The following is a 17092-nucleotide window of genomic DNA, read 5'->3' on the forward strand; positions in this document are numbered from 1 at the left end:
CGTCGGATCAGCCACGGGGCGCCTCCGCGTAGAGCGCGGCCCGCTCGGTGATGCGGGCCGCGAGACGGTCGGGGCCGACGGCGAGGATGCTGCGGCTCTCGCTCGCAACGACGGCCGCGGCGACATAGCCGAAGAGGCGGGGCAGATCGGACGGCAGTGCCCCTTGCGCTCCGAAACCCGGCGCGAGGATGGGGGTGCCGGCGAGCACGACGTCACTCAGCCCGAAGGCGGCACGATCGACGGTCGCTCCGACGACCACGCCGATCGGCCCGAGGCCACCGGGCGAACCCATGTTGTGCCATCCGACATCACGCGCGACACGCTCGGCCACCCGCTCGCCGTCACCGGCCGAAGGGTCATCGGTCAGTGCGCTCTGGACCGCCCGCGCCTCGGGGTTGCTCGTCGCGGTCAGCACGAAGGCCCCCTTGCCGAGCCGGACGGCGGTGGTCAGGGTCTTGTGAAGCGAGTCCGGGCCGAGGTACGGGCTGAGCGTCACCGCATCGGCCTCGAGGGGCGAGCCCTCCGAGAGCCAGGCCGCCGCGTAGCCCTCCATCGTCGTGCCGATGTCGCCCCGCTTCGCGTCCGCGATGACGAGCAGGCCCGCGGATCGCGCCGCAGCCATCACGTCCTCCAGTGCGGCGAAGCCCGCAGACCCGAAGCGCTCGTAGAACGCGACCTGCGGCTTGACGATGCCGACGCGTCCCGCCGCCGCCTCGACCACCCGCAGCCCGAATTCGCGGGCGCCGGCGGCCGTGGCATCCAGCTTCCACGCCTGCAGCAGACTCTCATGAGGGTCGATGCCCACGCACAGCGGTCCGCGCTCGTCGAGGGCGGAACGCAGACGCTGTCCGAAGGTCGTCACAGGCGGGCGGCCCGGTCGAGCGCGTACTCCTGCAGGCTCCGCACCTCGAAGCCCTTGTGCAGCACGCCGAGGGCGCTGACGGCGGCGCCCAGCACCGCCATCGTGGTGAACAGGGCCTTGTCGCCAGCCACCGCCGCGGCGCGGATCTCGTAGCCGTCGGCACGGGCCAGCCCGCCGCTGGGCGTGTTCACGACGATGTCGATCTCCCCCGCGTTGATCAGGTCGACGATGTTCGTCTCGCCGGACTCCTGGGTCGCCGAGTACTTGTTCACGACGCGCACGGCGATGCCGTTCCGGGCGAGGATCTCGGCCGTGCCCTCCGTCGCCAGGATCTCGAAGCCGAGTTCCTGCAGACGGTGGGCGGGGAGGATGACCGCGCGCTTGTCGCTGTCGGCGACCGAGATGAAGACCGTGCCGCTCAGGGGCATTCCGCCGTACGCCGCCTCCTGGCTCTTGGCGAAGGCGGTCGGGAAGTCGCGGTCGATGCCCATGACCTCACCGGTCGAGCGCATCTCCGGCCCGAGGACGGAGTCGACCGTCTGACCGTCCTTCGTGCGGAACCGCTTGAACGGCAGCACCGCCTCTTTCACGGCGACGGGCGAGTCCAGCGGTACGCGGGAGCCGTCGGATGCCGGGAGGAGCCCTTCGTCGATGAGCTCGGCGATGCTCTCGCCGGCCATGATGCGGCTCGCGGCCTTCGCGAGCGGGATGCCGAGCGCCTTCGACACGAACGGCACCGTGCGGCTCGCGCGCGGGTTCGCCTCGATCACGTAGAGCACGCCGGCGCTGATCGCGAACTGCACGTTGAGCAGACCGCGCACGCCGACACCGCGCGCGATCGCGAGGGTCGCGTCGCGGACACGGTCGATCTCGGTGCGACCGAGCGAGATCGGCGGAAGCGTGCAGCTCGAGTCGCCGGAATGGATCCCGGCCTCCTCGAGGTGCTCCATGACGCCGCCGATGTAGAGCTGCTCGCCGTCGAAGAGCGCGTCGACGTCGAGTTCGATCGCGTCGTCGAGGAAGCGGTCCACGAGCAAGGGTGCGCCGGGGCCGATGATGGCCTGGTCAGCGACGCGTACGAAGTAATCGTGCAGGCTCGCCGTGTCGTAGACGATCTCCATCCCGCGCCCGCCGAGCACGAAGCTCGGCCGCACCAGCACGGGGTATCCGATCTCCTCGGCGATGGCCACGGCGCCCGTCGCGTCGATCGCCGTGCCGCTCCGGGGCGCGAGCAGCCCCGCGTCATCGAGGAGCCGGGAGAACAGCTCCCGCTCTTCGGCGAGGTCGATCGCGGCGGGACTCGTTCCGAGGATCGTGTAGCCGGCGTTCTCGATGCCCTTCGCGAGCCCGAGCGGAGTCTGACCGCCCAGTTGGCAGATGACGCCCAGGATCGTGCCCGACGCCGCTTCGGCGTGGAGCACCTCCAGCACGTCTTCGAGGGTCAGCGGCTCGAAGTACAGGCGATCCGACGTGTCGTAATCGGTCGAGACGGTCTCGGGGTTGCAGTTGACCATGATCGTCTCGTAACCGGCGTCGGACAGGGCGAACGAAGCGTGCACGCACGAGTAGTCGAACTCCACGCCCTGACCGATGCGGTTGGGGCCCGAACCGATGATGACGACCTTCGTCCGCTCGGACGGCACGACCTCGGTCTCGAAGTCATAGCTCGAGTAGTGGTACGGCGTCAGTGCGGGGAACTCACCCGCGCACGTGTCGACCGTCTTGTAGACCGGCCGCAGCCTCATGGCGTGACGGATGCCGCGCACGTCCTCTTCCGTGACCTCTCGCAGCTGCGCGATCTGCGCGTCGCTGAACCCGTGCTCCTTCGCGAGGCGCAGCGTGTCGGCATCCAACTCTCCCGCCGTGCGGACGAACTCAGCGACCTCGTTGATGAGGACGATCTGGTCGAGGAACCACGGGTCGATCTTCGTCGCCTCGAACAGCTGCGCGTTCGTCGCGCCTTTGCGCAGCGCCTGCTGCACGACCACGATGCGCCCGTCCGTCGGAACGGCGGCGATCTCGAGCAGTTCCTCGACGGAACGCGGCTCGTCCCCCCAGTGGAAGCTCGATCCCCGCTTCTCGAGTGAGCGCAGCGCTTTCTGCAGGGCGGTCGAGAAGTTGCGTCCGATCGCCATGGCCTCACCCACCGACTTCATGGTGGTCGTCAGGGTCGTGTCGGCAGCGGGGAACTTCTCGAAGTTGAAGCGCGGCACCTTCACCACGACGTAGTCGAGCGTCGGCTCGAAGCTCGCCGGCGTCACCTTGGTGATGTCGTTGGGGATCTCGTCGAGCCGGTAGCCGATCGCGAGCTTTGCCGCGATCTTCGCGATCGGGAAGCCGGTGGCCTTCGAGGCGAGAGCAGACGACCGTGACACGCGCGGGTTCATCTCGATCACGATGATCCGGCCGTCTGCGGGGTCGATGGCGAACTGGATGTTGCAGCCGCCCGTGTCGACGCCCACCGCTCGGATGATGTCGATGCCGATGTCGCGGAGCTTCTGGTACTCGCGGTCGGTCAGCGTCAGCGCGGGAGCCACGGTGATCGAGTCGCCGGTGTGCACGCCCACCGGGTCGACGTTCTCGATCGAGCACACGACGACGGTGTTATCGGCCGTGTCGCGCATGAGCTCGAGCTCGTACTCCTTCCACCCCAGGATCGACTCCTCCAGGAGCACCTCGTGGGTCGGCGAGTCGTGCAGACCGGCACCGGCGATGCGCCGCAGATCCCGCTCGTCGTAGGCGAAGCCCGAACCCAGCCCGCCCATCGTGAACGACGGCCGCACGACCAGCGGGTAGCCGAGCTCCTCCGCGGCGGCGAGGCACTCGTCCATCGTGTGGGCGATGCGGCTGGCCGCGACATCCGCCCCGGCGTCCAGGACGAGCTGCTTGAAGATCTGACGGTCTTCACCCTTGTTGATGGCCTCGAAGTTGGCGCCGATCAGCTCGATGTCGTATTTCTCGAGGATGCCGTTCTTGTGCAGGTCGATCGCCGCGTTCAACGCGGTCTGGCCACCCAGCGTCGGCAGGATGGCGTCCGGCCGCTCCTTCGCGATGATCGTCTCGATCACCCGCCAGTTGATGGGCTCGATGTAGGTCGCGTCCGCGAAGTCGGGATCGGTCATGATCGTCGCGGGGTTGGAGTTCACGAGGATGACGCGGACGCCCTCTTCCCGTAGAACACGGCACGCTTGAGTGCCGGAGTAGTCGAACTCGCAGGCCTGGCCGATGACGATCGGACCCGATCCGATGACGAGGACGCTCTGGATGTCGTCGCGCTTGGGCATTACTTGGTGTTCCCCTCGGTCGTCGGCGTTTCGCCCCGCACCGCGCGCTCGGCGACCGAGCTCTGCACGAGGTCTGCGAATCGGTCGAACAGGTAGTTCGCATCGTGCGGGCCCGCGGCGGCCTCAGGGTGGTACTGCACCGAGAACGCAGGGATGTCGAGTGCGCGCAGGCCCTCCACGACGTTGTCGTTGAGGCCGACGTGGCTGACCTCGACCGAACCGTAGCCGTTCGGGCTGGCGGTGACGCCCTCGAGCGGCGCGTCGACGGCGAAGCCATGGTTGTGCGCGGTGATCTCTACGCGGCCCGTCTGCTTGTCGAGCACCGGCTGATTGATCCCGCGGTGTCCGAACGGCAGTTTGTAGGTGCCGAAGCCCAGAGCGCGACCGAGCAGCTGGTTGCCGAAGCAGATGCCGAAGAACGGCAGCCGGTCATCCAGCACGGCGCGGAGCAGGTCGACGTGATCCTCGGATGCCGCGGGGTCGCCGGGCCCGTTGGAATAGAACACCCCGACCGGATCGATCGCCCGGATGCCCTCGATCGTGACGTCCTGCGGGAGCACGTGCACCTCGAACCCGCGGGCGGCGAGGTTGAGGATCGTGGCCTGCTTCACTCCGAGGTCGAGCACGGCGAGGTTGCCGATGCGATCGCCGACCGCGGGGGTGACTTCGGCGCGGGCGACCGACACCTCGGCCGAGAGGTTCTGACCCGCCATCTGCGGAGCGTCGCGGACGATCTGCAGCTGCTCATCGGCGCCCAGCTCCGCGGCAGCGCCCGAGAAGATGCCGCCGCGCATCGAACCCGCCGAACGGATGTGACGGGTGACCGCGCGGGTGTCGATCCCGCTGATCCCGATGATGCCGTCCGTTTCGAGCGCGTCGTCGAGCGACTCGTCGGCGCGCCAGTTCGAGACCACACGGGAGGGATCGCGCACGATGTAGCCCGACACCCAGATACGGCGAGACTCGGGGTCTTCGTCGTTCATGCCGGTGTTGCCGATGTGCGGGGCCGTCTGCAGCACGATCTGACCCGCGTACGACGGATCGGTCAGGGTCTCCTGGTAGCCGGTCATGCCGGTGGAGAAGACGACCTCTCCGAGGGTCGTGCCGCGCGCGCCGTACGCGCGTCCGATGTGGCGGGTGCCGTCTTCGAGGACGAGTACAGCGGGCTCTTTCGAGAGCAGGGAGGTCATACGTCGCTTCCTGTGGGAGTCGACGTCGGATCCGACGTCGGGGCGGAGTTCGAGATGAGGGGGCGGATGGCGTCGGCCAGAGCGCGCGCCGACGCCTGCTGGGGTCGGAAGAAGGAGTCCACGATCGTGTCGTCGGCGATGCGCCAGCTGAGCCGAGTCAATCCGTCCTTCTCGACGACGCGATCGATGGCCACGGTGCTTTGGCCGGCATCGACCAGACGGTCGGCACTCAGCCACAGTCTCGGCTGGCCGGTGAGGTCGAGAGCGATTCCGCGATCGGTCACGGTGACGTCGACCCGGGAACGGAACCCCAGGCGGGAGATCGCCAGACGCTCGAGCGGCTCTCCGTGTCTCGTGGTGGCCACATAGAAGCCCGAGTAGACGGCGACGATCGACGCCCCGGCCGGCGCCTCGCCCACGGGCGCGGTGAGCGCGGCATCCCGGTGCGTGCGCCGCCACCACGCCCACGCGAGCAGGCCGATCGCCACGAGCGCGACGCCGACCATCACGAGGAGGGCTCCTTCGCGGCTCATGAGCGGGCCCCCGGGTTCTCCTGCAGGACGCCGTCCACGACGGTGGGTCGCCCTCGGTGCACGGTGAAGCGCACCTCGCCGGGCAGTTCGCGTCCGAGGTACGGGGAGTTGTGGCTGCGCCCGGCGAGATCCTCGATCGCGAACGTCCGCACCGGCGCGGGGTCGTACAGGGTGAAAGACGCGGGCTGTCCCGCCGCCACGGGGGTGCCGTGACCCGGCAGCCGACCGATGCGGGCGGGGGTGCGCGCCATCACCCGCGCGACGTCAGCCCATTCGAGCAGTCCCGACTCGACCATCGCGAGATGCACGACACGGAGCGCGCTCTCGAGGCCGACCATGCCGTTCGCGGCCGCCTGCCACTCGCAGGCCTTCGCCTCGGCGGGGTGCGGAGCATGATCGGTGGCGACGATGTCGATCGTGCCGTCGGCGAGTCCCTCCCGCACGGCGAGGACGTCTTCCTCGCGCCGCAACGGCGGATTGACCTTAAACCGCGCGTCGTAACCCCGCGCAAGCTCGTCGGTGAGGAGCAGATGGTGCGGGGTGACCTCGGCGGTCACGTCGACCCCGCGCTTCTTCGCCCAGCGGATGATGTCGACCGAGCCCGCGGTGGACAGATGGCACACGTGCAACCGCGAGCCGACGTGCTGCGCGAGGAGGACATCGCGGGCGATGATCGATTCCTCTGCCACCGCGGGCCACCCGGCGAGTCCGAGCTCGGCCGAGACCGCGCCCTCGTTGAGCTGAGCGCCCTCCGTGAGCCGCGGGTCCTGCGCGTGCTGCGCGATCACTCCGTCGAACGCCTTCACGTACTCCAGCGCTCGCCGCATGATGAGCGGGTCGAAGACGCAGAAGCCGTCATCGCTGAAGACGCGGACGCGCGCGCGCGAATCGGCCATCGCCCCGAGCTCGGCGAGCCGCTCCCCCTTCTGCCCCACCGTGACCGCGCCGATCGGCTGCACGGTGACGTAGCCGGCCGCCTCGCCGAGGGCGAGCTCCTGCTCGACGACACCCGCCGTGTCTGCGACGGGCGAGGTGTTCGGCATCGCGAACACCGTCGTGAACCCGCCGGCCGCGGCCGCCCGCGATCCGCTGAGGATGGTCTCGGATGCTTCGTACCCGGGCTCGCGGAGATGCGTGTGCAGATCGACCAGTCCGGGCAGGGCCACCAGCCCATCGGCGTCGACGACGGTCGCGCCCGATCGGCTCAGACGGGTGCCGGCCTCGGTGATGAGCCCGCGCTCGACGATCAGGTCGGTGCGCTCGACACCTTCGACGGCTGCGCCGCGGATGAGCAGGACCTCGGTCATCGTTCGCCCTCACTCTCTTGCCCGGCGCGCTCGCCCGCAAGCAGCAGGTAGAGCACGGCCATCCGCACGGACACGCCGTTCGTCACCTGCTCGAGCACGGTCGAGGCGGGCGAGTCAGCGGCGGCGGCGGAGATCTCCATGCCCCGGTTCATCGGCCCGGGGTGCATCACCATGCTATCCGGCCGCAGCGTGGCCACCCGCCGGTCGTCGAGGCCCCAGCGCCGGGAATACTCCCGTTCAGTGGGGAAATAGGCCGCGTTCATCCGTTCCGCCTGAATGCGGAGCATCATCACGGCGTCCGGCTCGGCCGACAGCGCCTCGTCGAGGTCGTACAGCACGCTCACCGGCCATGTGGACACGTCCTGCGGCACGAGCGTCGGCGGCGAGACCAGGGTGACGTCCGCGCCGAGCGAAGTGAGCAGCCACACGTTGGAGCGGGCGACGCGTGAGTGCAGGACGTCGCCGACGATCGTGACGCGAAGCCCGTCGAGGTCACGGCCGCGACTGTCGGAGCCGAAGCGGCGCTTGCGGATCGTGAAGGCATCCAGCAGCGCCTGCGTCGGATGCTCGTGCGTGCCGTCGCCGGCGTTCACCACCCCCGCCGTGATCCAGCCGCTGGTGGCGAGCGTGCGCGGGGCCCCGGACGCCCCGTGCCGGATGACCACAGCGTCCGCCCCCATGGCCTGCAGCGTCTGGGCGGTGTCCTGCAGGCTCTCGCCCTTCGACACGCTCGAGCCCTTCGCCGAGAAGTTGATGACATCGGCGCTCAGGCGCTTGGCCGCGGCCTCGAACGAGATGCGCGTGCGCGTGGAATCCTCGAAGAACAGGTTCACGACCGTCTTGCCGCGCAGGGTGGGCAGCTTCTTGACCTCCCGGAGCTGCGTGTCGGCCATGTCCTCGGCGACATCGAGTATCCGCAACGCGTCGTCTCTCGCGAGCGTCTGGGTGTCGAGAAGGTGCCTCACGATTCGATCGTCACTTCGTCGACGCCGTCGACCTCGGAGAGGCGGACGTTGACGCGTTCGTCACGGGAACTCGGCAGATTCTTGCCGACGAAGTCCGGCCTGATCGGCAGCTCGCGGTGTCCGCGATCGACCAGGGTCGCCAGTCGAACGGCCGTCGGACGCCCGATGTCCTTGATGGCATCGAGAGCGGCCCGGATGCTGCGCCCGGAGAACAGCACGTCGTCGACGAGGATGACGACTCTGCCGTCGATGCCGCCCGCGGGGATCTGCGTGGGCTGAGGTGCGCGCGTGGGGTGCCGGTGCAGATCGTCGCGATACATCGTCACATCGAGGGAGCCGATGGCGACGGGGGCGCCGCCGAACTCCGAGACGAGACCGCCGATGCGCCGGGCGAGCGGGACCCCTCTCGTGGGAATCCCGAGGAGGACGAGGTTGTCAGGGCCCCGGTTGGACTCGAGGATCTCGTGGGAGATCCGAGTCAACGCCCGGGCGATGTCGGCCTCGTGCAGCACGGTTCTCGTGCTCATCCGCCGCTCCCTTCTCCGCCTCTCGGACGGTGTTAAAGGTTGCTGTCGTGCCTGTTCAGCCTAGTCGATCACCCGCGCGACGCGGAGCGCGCGATCCGCACGCGCGACACGGTTCAGACGGCGGCCGCGGTGGCTTCGGCGCGCGCGGCGTCCTCGGCCGCCCGCGAGCGGATGGGGTGGCCCTGTGTGCTGAGGCACCGACCCGACGCGAGGTCCCATTTCCAGTCGTGAAGACTGCACGTGAGGACGCCGTCCTCGATCTTCCCGGTCTTCGACAGGTCGGCGCGCAGATGCGGACAGCGTCGCTGCACGACCCAGTCACCGAGCTGCACGTCTTCCGAGACGTCGGACTGCTCCGCGTACCAGTTCTCGACGTATTCGATCCGATCACGGGACAGACATTTCAGGAACGTCGTGAGGAACTCGTTGAACTTGCCACTGCGCCCTACGGCGAACTGCATGGACAGGAAGATGGAGTTCGACCAGTCGATCTCGTGCTCGGCGATGTTGGTCGAGACCAGGTCGGCCGGGATCGTGTACCAGTAGACGCATTCCTCGCCGGCGTACTCGCGCACCTTCGCTTTCGGGAAGTCCACCACCATGTCGAGCTCGCCGATCCGGAAGCGGACGTTCCCTCCCACACCCTCTCGGAAGATGCGTCCGCGGCGAAGCAGCGGCTCCCACCAGGCCTTCAGCGCGGCGAGCATCTCGTCCGGGGGCAGGACGGGGGCGCGGGATGCCTCTTCCTCGGCGACCTCGGCCTGTCGCGTCGCCCGCTGCTGCTCGAGGTAGCCCCACTTGTCCTCGAAGATGGCGGCGATCTCCGCATCCGTGTACAGCGTCTGCTCGATGGTCTGCTCACCGTGCTCGATCGTGACGACCGTTCCCGGCATGAACACGTGCCCGTCGTACTGCGGAGCCTCGGCGCGCAGACGCGCGAGGAACTCGGACTGATCCGTGAAGATGGAGTCGTTCTCGGCGCCGAGCCCGTTGTAGCGGAAGAGCTCGTCGCGCAGGAACATCGGCGGCCCGGCCATCGGGAACACGTGCGGGGCGTCGACCCGCTCGATGTAGTACATCGCACGCTTGTGCTGGGCCTCGCGCTTGAGGTGCGCGAACTTCTCCTTGGCGTCCTGCGGGAGGTCGTAGACCATCGGCCACCAGATCGCCCCGGAGAACTGCGTGAAATACGCTTCCGGCTTGCCGAACGACAGCAGCTTCTCGAGATCGAGGGGATGCGAGTCGTTCTGGTTCAGGATGCTGGCGGTGCCGTCGTCCACCGACAGACTGGAGTCGCCGATCGGCCCGTCGGACGGCGCACGCAGCGGGGTGATCATCATCCGCAGCGGCCCGCGCTCGATGACCTCGCCCGCGCCGGTGTAGGTGATGTTCGTGAAGCCGAGCCCGCGGAGGTCGTTCTCGAGGTCGTCCGTCGGGTAGTCCGGCAGGAGCACCTCGATGTCCTTCGGCACGTAGGTCTCCAGCAGCCACGGATCGAAGTGGTCGCGGTGCCGGTGCGACACGTACAGGAAGTCGGCCTTGCCGTACCTCTCCCAGTCGAGCGACCTGTTGTCGGGGAACGGGAACCACGAACCGTAGAACGCCGACTTCACCCACGGGTCGACGAGGATGCTTCCGCCGAGGGTTTCGATGAACATCCCGGCGTGGCCGAGTCCTGTGATCCGCATGCGTTCTCCTTCCCTCCGAGTCTACGCGCGGCATGCGCGAGCGCTCGAAGGACGAGCCGTGCGAGGGGGCCGGGCTCGTCAGGCGGAGCGAGCGACCCGGGCCAGGACGCCGTTCACGAATGCGCCCGACTCATCCGTCGAGAACTCCTTCGCCAGCTCCACCGCTTCGTCGATCGCCACGCCCGTGGGCACCTCATCGTTGTAGAGCAGCTCCCACACGCCGATCCGCAGCAGCGCGCGGTCGACCGCGGGCATGCGGGCCAGCGACCAGTCCTTCGCGTAGGTCGTGATCTGCTCGTCGATCGCCTCACGGTTGTCGATCACGCCGTCGACGATCTCGCGGGCGTACAGCCACGAGGTCTCGCGCCCCGGCTCGCCGGCAGCACGCTTGGCCTCAGCGGCGAGCACGGACCCGGTGTCGTCTCCGCGGACGTCGGCCTGGAAGAGGATGTCGAGCGCGCGCTTGCGCGCCTTCGTACGAGCACTCATGAGAAGTGGTCGGTCGCCCTCAGTTGACGCGGCCGAGGTAGTCGCCCGTGCGGGTGTCCACCTTCACCTTCGTGCCGGTCTCGAGGAACAGCGGCACCTGGATCTCGTACCCGGTCTCGACGGTGGCGGGCTTCGTGCCGGCCGACGAGCGGTCGCCCTGAAGACCGGGCTCGGTGTAGGTGATCTCGAGGACGACGGATGCCGGGAGCTCGACGTAGAGCGGGTTGCCGTTGTTGATGGCGATCTGGACCTGCTGGTTCTCGAGCAGGAAGTTCGCGGCATCTCCCACCGTCGCCGCGCCCACCGAGAGCTGGTCGTAGTCCGCGGTGTCCATGAAGACGTAGCTGTCGCCGTCGTTGTACAGGTAGGTGAAATCACGCCGATCGACGTTCTCGATCTCGATCTTCGCGCCGGCGTTGTAGGTGCGGTCCACGGTCTTGCCCGAGACGACGTTCTTGAGCTTGGTGCGCACGAACGCTCCACCCTTGCCGGGCTTGACGTGCTGGAACTCGATGACGTTCCACAGCTGACCGTCGATGCTGAGGACGACGCCGTTGCGGATGTCTGCGGTGGATGCCATGTGAGTACGAGTTCCGTTCGTGTGAGAGAAGCGGCCGCAACGGACGAGAAGCGGCAGTCCGACACCCGATTCTACGGGATGCGCCCGACGCCCGGTGAAGACGCCTCTCCCCTCAGCCTTCGGCGCCGCCCGCGATGACGTCGATGAGCCGTGTCGTGGCGGTCGCATAGCCCGCCACGCCCTCGCCGACCACGTGCACGACCGCGACGTCCGCCACGTAGGAGAGATGCCGGAACGACTCGCGCCGACGCACGTCCGAGATGTGGATCTCGGCGACCGGGAGGTCCGCCGCGGAGAGCGCGTCTCGAAGGACCACGGAGGTGTGGGTCAACCCGCCGGGGTTGATCACGATTCCCGCGCACGTGGTGCGCGCAGCATGGATCGCGTCGATCAGAACGCCCTCGTGGTTGCTCTGGAGGGCGTCCACCTCGAAGCCGTAGGCGGCCGCCGTGCGGGTGACGAGCTCCTCCACGTCCGCGAGGGTCTCGGTGCCGTAGATCTCGGGCTGCCGCGTGCCCAGCATGTTCAGGTTGGGTCCATTGACCAGCAGCAGGCGCCGGGGGGTGCTCATGGACGCACCTTACCAGCGGGCGCCCCGCCGGCCTGGGCCGTGAGGCGAACGGGGGCATTGCCCGCGCCGTAGCCGTCGTACCCGCCGCGCCGCTCCACGAACTCCCAGAAGATCCGACCGATCGTGCGGGTGTAGAACTGCAGATACTCGGTATCGCCGTCACGGTCGTAGACGAGGTCGAGCGATCGAAGCTCCTCGATCGTGGCCGCATCCAGGTCGAATCGTGCCGCGAGATCCTCGTAGTAGTTGAGCGGCATCCGCAGCACGTCCAGCCCACGCTCGCGCGCCGCTCGCGCGAGCGAGACCACGTCGGTGCAGGCGAAGGCGACATGACGGGGGATGCCGCCCGCACCGCCGCGCTCGGCGACGATCGGCGGCGCCACGTTGAGGGGGATGCGCACCGCACCGTCGGCCGACCGCAGCACCCGGGAGTGGACGAGCCCTTGAGGACCTGCCACTTCGGTGGCGCTCGCGGACTGCAGGGCGAACACCGACGTGTAGAAGAGCACCGACTCGTCGAGCACATGCCACGGCTCGGTGAGGCTGACGTGATCGATGCCGGAGATCGTGGACGGCCGAACCGGCTCGCCGTGCTCGAACTCCGACACCCAATCGGGCTCGCGGTCCCGCGCGGTCTCGGCCCAGTAGATCTCGGTGCCGCCGGGGGCGATCGCCGCCTCCAGCGCCTGCTCGCTCGCCGCCGTGCGCCGATATGCGAGCGGAGTGCCGAGCTCCCGGGCGCGCGCGGTCGCAGCATCCGGGTCGTCGACGGCGAAGCCGATCGCCGCGAGCTGCGGCTCCAGATCGCGCGCATGCTGCTCATTGAGGATCACGCGTGCGCTCCCCGCGGTCCACAGCGAAACCGGCTTCGTTCGATGGCGCCCCCGTGACGTGAACCCGGCACGCGCGAGCAGTGCTTCGATGTCCGATGTGTCCTCGGCCTTGATCTCGACGAAGTCGAACCCCCGAGGCGACGCGACGTCCGTCAGGGTGCGGATGTGCGGCGGCGCGTCGGTGCCGAGATCGCGGGCGACCGCATCTTCGAGCCAACGCAGCGAGCGGCGGGCGTGGACGGCCGTTTCGGTGCCGTCCGTCTGACGGAACGTGTCGTTGAAGACCTCCAGCGACAGCGGACCTTCGTACCCGGCGCGCAGCACGTGGCCGACGAAGCCGACCAGGTCGAAAGCACCCTCGCCGGGGAAGAGACGGTGATGACGACTCCAGGAGAGCACGTCCATCGAGAGCGACGGCGCGTCCGCGAGCTGCAGGAAGAAGATCTTCGAGCCGGGGATCGCCTCGATCTGAGCGGGATCGTGGCCGCGCGACAAGACGTGGAACGAATCCAGGCACACGCCTACCGCGGGATGATCCGCCAGTTCGACGACACGCCACGCGCGCCGGTAGTCGTCGATGAATCTGCCCCATGCCAGCGCCTCGAACGCGATGCGCACACCGTAGCCCTGAGCGAGCGCGCCCAACCGGCGCAGCTGGTCGGCACTGACCGCGTCGTCGTCGATCGTGGCGGTGCCGACGTTGCTGCAGCACAGCACCAGATGCATCCCCAGTCGCTGCATCAGCGCGAACTTCGCCTCGGCCCGGCGAAGGACGTCGGCGAACGTCGACTCGTCGACGCCCTCCACATCCCGCAGGGGCTGGTAGAGGTCGAGGGTGAGACCGAGCCTGTCCGCCAGGGCCCGGATCTCTTCCGGACTCTCCGGGGCGACGACGAGGTCCGGCTCGAAGATCTCCACGCCGTCGAAACCCGCGGCAGCGCAGGCGTGCAGCTTGTCCGCGAGCGTGCCGCTCAGGCACACGGTGGCGATCGACGTCTTCATCCGCGTCAATGTACCATGCAGTACATTGACGCGGATGCCCCGGGTCCGCGGCATCCGGTCCACTATCCTTGCGGCGTGAGCACCGTTCAGCGAGATGCCGCGCGAACTCGTGCGGAGCTGCTCGCCGTCGCGACCGAGGTCTTCGCCGAGGACGGCTACTCGGGTGCACGAGTCGACGACATCGCAGAGCGCACCCGCACCACGAAGCGGATGATCTACTACTACTTCGGGGGCAAGGAGCAACTCTACAAGGCCGTGCTGGAGAACGCCTACCAGGGCATCCGCGAGGCGGAACGTGCGATCGACGTCGACGAGACCGATCCCCTCGTGGCGATCCGGCGCCTCGCCGAGCTGACCTACGATCACCACGTCTCCCATGATGCCTTCGTGCGCCTCGTCGCCATCGAGAACATCCACCGCGGTCAGTCCATCCGCACGTTGGAGTCCTTGCGCACCCTCGGCCAGCCCGCCAAGACCCTGCTCGACCGCATCCTCGAGAAGGGCCGAGAGCTCGGTGAGTTCCGGACCGATGTCGACGCCATCGATGTGCACCTCGTGATCAGTGCCTACTGCGTCTTTCAGATCGCCAATCAGTACACCTTCGGTTACCTCTTCGACACTGATCTGGCAGCTCCCGAGCGTCGAGACCACCTGCGCGCCGTGATCGGCGACGTCGTCGTCGGCTGGCTCACCTCCGGCGTGCGCTGACCCGACTGCCAGGCCCGGACCGGGCCGGCCCCGCAGCTGATCGGGCCTTGGCCTGCCCGTCGCCTCCGCTCGGCAGCACCGACGTCTCAGACGCGCGCGAATCCCACAGACCCTTGTCGGGATCCTGCGCAGTCCGCGCCGATCTGCGCAGTTCGTGCAGTGACGTCGCGGGACGCCCACGCTTCCTCTCCCCCGCAGGGTCTTGACACGCAAATCCCCGCGTGGTTCACTCTGGACGTACCAGTTAGTACATACGGAACGAAGGAGTACCGTGTCGGACGCCCATCCCTATCTCGTCGGGTTGATCGGTGCCGGAGTGACGCCGTCGCTGACGCCTCCCCTCCACATGACCGAGGCGCGGCACTGGGGACTCGACTACGTCTATCGGCCGATCGACCTCACTGCACTCGGTCTCGTCCCCGATCAGCTCCCCGACATCCTCGAGTGGACGCGCAGACTCGGATTCGATGCGTTGAACATCACGCACCCCTGCAAACGCCTCGTCATCGAGTACCTCGACCGCGTGGATCCCGTCGCCGCGGCACTGGGCGCCGTGAACACGGTGCTCTTCACCGACGAGGGCATGGTCGGCTACAACACCGACACGACCGGGTTCGAGAAGGCCTTCACCACGGGTCTGCCGGACGCCGCCGTCCAGCGCGTGACGATCCTCGGAGCGGGCGGAGCGGGTTCGGCCGTCGCCGACGCGCTGCTGCGCGTCGGCGTCGCTCACCTGAGCATCGTGGACGTCGAGACCGGACGGGCCGACGAGCTCGCAGGTGAGCTCGGCTCCCGCCACGACGCGACCGTCGACGCCCACTCCCCCGCCGACCTCCCCACCCTGCTGGCGGCGAGCGACGGTGTCGTGCACTGCACACCGACCGGAATGGCGGACCACCCCGGCATGCCGGTTCCGCGGCATCTGCTGCGGCCCGACCTGTGGGTCGCCGACATCGTCTACCGTCCGCTCGAGACCGAGCTTCTCCGGGCGGCACGCGGACTCGGATGCCGCACCCTGGACGGCGGTCGGATGGCCGTGTACCAGGCCGTCGACGCCCTCGCACTCATCACGGATCTCACCCCCGACCCCGACCGCATGATCGGTCACTTCCACGACCTCGTGCAGACGCACGACGTCCTCACCTGAAAGCGAGCAACACTCCGATGACAACCACCGCAACGACGCGGAAGACCCCCGTGAGGGCCGCCGTCGCCAGTTTCATGGGCAGTGCCGTCGAGTACTACGACTTCTTCCTGTTCGGCTCAGCGGCCGCGCTGATCTTCCCCACCGTTTTCTTCCCGTCGGGTGATCAGGCCGCTCTCGTGATGTCCTTCGCGACGTTCGGCTTCGCCTACATCGCACGCCCGTTCGGGGCCGTGATCCTCGGGCATTTCGGTGACCGGATCGGGCGTCAGAAGGTGCTCATGTTCACGCTCGTGCTGATGGGGGTGTCCACCTTCCTCATCGGATGCCTGCCCGGGTTCGAGCAGATCGGATGGTTCGCTCCGGCGCTGCTGGTGCTCTGCCGCCTCATGCAGGGCCTCTCCGCCGCCGGTGAGCAGGCCGGTGCCTCCTCCCTCACGCTCGAGCACGCTCCCGACGACCGTCGCTCGTTCTTCACCTCCTGGACGCTCACCGGTACGCAGGGCGGCCAGATCCTGGCCGCGTTGATCTTCATCCCCGTCGTGGCGCTCCCGGACGAGATCAAGTTCACATGGGGCTGGCGCGTGCCGTTCTGGCTGAGCGCCGTCGTCGTGCTCGTGGCCTTCTTCATCCGGCGGAGCCTGCATGAGACTCCCGCCTTCGAAGATGCCAAGGCGCGCGGAGACATTGCGCGGATGCCGCTCATCCCGCTGCTGCGCGACCACTGGCGCGACGTGCTCCGCGTGATCTGCTGCGCGTTCATCGCGGCCGTCTCGACGGTGTTCGGCAACCTAGCGATCGCCTACGGCGTGGTCGTCGGCCTCGACGCCTCCCTCACGCTGTGGCTTGTGGTCGTCGCGAACATCTTCGCCCTGGGCACTCAGCCGCTGTTCGGCCGACTCGCCGACGGCATCGGCCGCAAGCCCGTCTTCATCTACGGCGCGCTGTCGTCGGCGGCACTCATGCCCTTCTACATGCTGTCGATGTCGAGCGGCAACACGGTGCTCACGTTCGTCCTCGCCGTCCTCACCTTCTCGTTCGGATACGCCGCGGCCAACGCCGTCTGGCCGTCGTTCTACGGCGAGATGTTCAGCACGCGGGTGCGCTTCTCGGGCATGGCGATCGGCACCCAGCTCGGCTTCCTGATGGCCGGCTTCGCGCCGAGCATCGTCGCCGCCTTCGGTGGCGTGCAGGAAGGCGGGTGGGTCGTGATCAGCGTCTTCACCGGCATCATCGCCGTGATCGCATCGGTCAGTGCGCTGACCGCGCGCGAGACGAAGAACGTGCCCACCGATGAGCTCGGGCTGTCCCGCGGACAGCACCGCGAGTCGGTCAGCGCCTGACCCGTCCCCGCAGGCACGTCGCGGAGACCATTTCCCCCCCCCCCGGGAAAGGAGGCGCCCCCGTTG

General features: G+C 68.2%; 14 protein-coding genes and 1 pseudogene. 3 read left to right on the forward strand and 12 right to left on the reverse strand.

Annotated elements, in window-relative coordinates; translation table 11 throughout:
* Window positions 1-7: 7 nt before the first annotated feature.
* The 12 genes and pseudogenes from pyrF to ACFM35_RS05680 form a co-directional block, all read right to left on the reverse strand.
* Window positions 8-862 (reverse strand): orotidine-5'-phosphate decarboxylase, encoded by an 855-nt coding sequence (gene pyrF / locus ACFM35_RS05625; RefSeq protein WP_378839434.1) that lies wholly within the window; start codon window positions 860-862, stop codon window positions 8-10.
* Window positions 859-4146, reverse strand: a complete 3288-nt coding sequence (carB, locus tag ACFM35_RS05630; RefSeq protein WP_378839436.1) for a carbamoyl-phosphate synthase large subunit — start codon at window positions 4144-4146, stop codon at window positions 859-861. Before carB ends, pyrF begins: the two co-directional genes overlap by 4 nt.
* Window positions 4146-5336 carry a glutamine-hydrolyzing carbamoyl-phosphate synthase small subunit gene (carA, locus tag ACFM35_RS05635; protein ID WP_378839439.1) on the reverse strand — a complete coding sequence of 397 codons (1191 nt, stop codon included), beginning with the start codon at window positions 5334-5336 and terminating at the stop codon, window positions 4146-4148. The genes carB and carA overlap by 1 nt, the downstream gene beginning before the upstream one ends.
* Window positions 5333-5869: a PH-like domain-containing protein gene (locus tag ACFM35_RS05640; protein WP_378839442.1), complete on the reverse strand. Its 537-nt coding sequence runs from the start codon at window positions 5867-5869 to the stop codon at window positions 5333-5335. The genes carA and ACFM35_RS05640 overlap by 4 nt, the downstream gene beginning before the upstream one ends.
* A complete protein-coding gene (locus ACFM35_RS05645) occupies window positions 5866-7176 on the reverse strand; it encodes a dihydroorotase (RefSeq protein ID WP_378839445.1) in 1311 nt (436 codons plus the stop codon). The genes ACFM35_RS05640 and ACFM35_RS05645 overlap by 4 nt, the downstream gene beginning before the upstream one ends.
* Window positions 7173-8141: an aspartate carbamoyltransferase catalytic subunit gene (locus ACFM35_RS05650; protein ID WP_378839447.1), complete on the reverse strand. Its 969-nt coding sequence runs from the start codon at window positions 8139-8141 to the stop codon at window positions 7173-7175. The genes ACFM35_RS05645 and ACFM35_RS05650 overlap by 4 nt, the downstream gene beginning before the upstream one ends.
* Window positions 8138-8725 (reverse strand): annotated as a pseudogene (gene pyrR / locus ACFM35_RS05655) (bifunctional pyr operon transcriptional regulator/uracil phosphoribosyltransferase PyrR); the annotation flags it as partial. The pseudogene pyrR and the gene ACFM35_RS05650, both read right to left, overlap by 4 nt.
* A 56-nt stretch (window positions 8726-8781) precedes the next feature.
* The gene (locus tag ACFM35_RS05660; protein ID WP_378839449.1) at window positions 8782-10356 is read right to left on the reverse strand and encodes a Rieske 2Fe-2S domain-containing protein; all 1575 of its coding nucleotides are present in this window, start codon (window positions 10354-10356) and stop codon (window positions 8782-8784) included.
* A 78-nt stretch (window positions 10357-10434) separates the two neighbouring features.
* Window positions 10435-10845, reverse strand: coding sequence for a transcription antitermination factor NusB (gene nusB / locus ACFM35_RS05665; protein ID WP_378839452.1), 411 nt, complete (start codon window positions 10843-10845; stop codon window positions 10435-10437).
* Between the two features lie 19 nt (window positions 10846-10864).
* On the reverse strand, window positions 10865-11425 hold the full coding sequence (gene efp, locus ACFM35_RS05670; protein WP_378839454.1) for an elongation factor P: 561 nt from the start codon (window positions 11423-11425) through the stop codon (window positions 10865-10867).
* A gap of 112 nt (window positions 11426-11537) precedes the next feature.
* The gene (locus tag ACFM35_RS05675; protein WP_378839456.1) at window positions 11538-11996 is read right to left on the reverse strand and encodes a type II 3-dehydroquinate dehydratase; all 459 of its coding nucleotides are present in this window, start codon (window positions 11994-11996) and stop codon (window positions 11538-11540) included.
* Window positions 11993-13831, reverse strand: a complete 1839-nt coding sequence (locus ACFM35_RS05680) for a bifunctional sugar phosphate isomerase/epimerase/4-hydroxyphenylpyruvate dioxygenase family protein (protein WP_378839459.1) — start codon at window positions 13829-13831, stop codon at window positions 11993-11995. Before ACFM35_RS05680 ends, ACFM35_RS05675 begins: the two co-directional genes overlap by 4 nt.
* Window positions 13832-13906: 75 nt before the next feature.
* On the opposite strand from ACFM35_RS05680, the gene ACFM35_RS05685 reads away from it, so the two are divergent.
* The 3 genes from ACFM35_RS05685 to ACFM35_RS05695 all read left to right on the forward strand — a co-directional run bounded on the left by ACFM35_RS05685 (window position 13907) and on the right by ACFM35_RS05695 (window position 17026).
* Window positions 13907-14539 carry a TetR/AcrR family transcriptional regulator gene (locus tag ACFM35_RS05685; protein WP_378839461.1) on the forward strand — a complete coding sequence of 211 codons (633 nt, stop codon included), beginning with the start codon at window positions 13907-13909 and terminating at the stop codon, window positions 14537-14539.
* A 271-nt stretch (window positions 14540-14810) separates the two neighbouring features.
* Window positions 14811-15686 carry a shikimate dehydrogenase gene (locus ACFM35_RS05690; RefSeq protein WP_378839464.1) on the forward strand — a complete coding sequence of 292 codons (876 nt, stop codon included), beginning with the start codon at window positions 14811-14813 and terminating at the stop codon, window positions 15684-15686.
* A 17-nt stretch (window positions 15687-15703) separates the two neighbouring features.
* Entirely contained in the window at window positions 15704-17026 is a 1323-nt protein-coding gene (locus ACFM35_RS05695) for an MFS transporter (protein WP_378839466.1), read from the forward strand.
* Window positions 17027-17092: the final 66 nt, after the last annotated feature.

It is taken from the genome of Microbacterium songi (genome assembly GCF_042747925.1).
Taxonomy (GTDB): Bacteria; Actinomycetota; Actinomycetes; order Actinomycetales; family Microbacteriaceae; genus Microbacterium.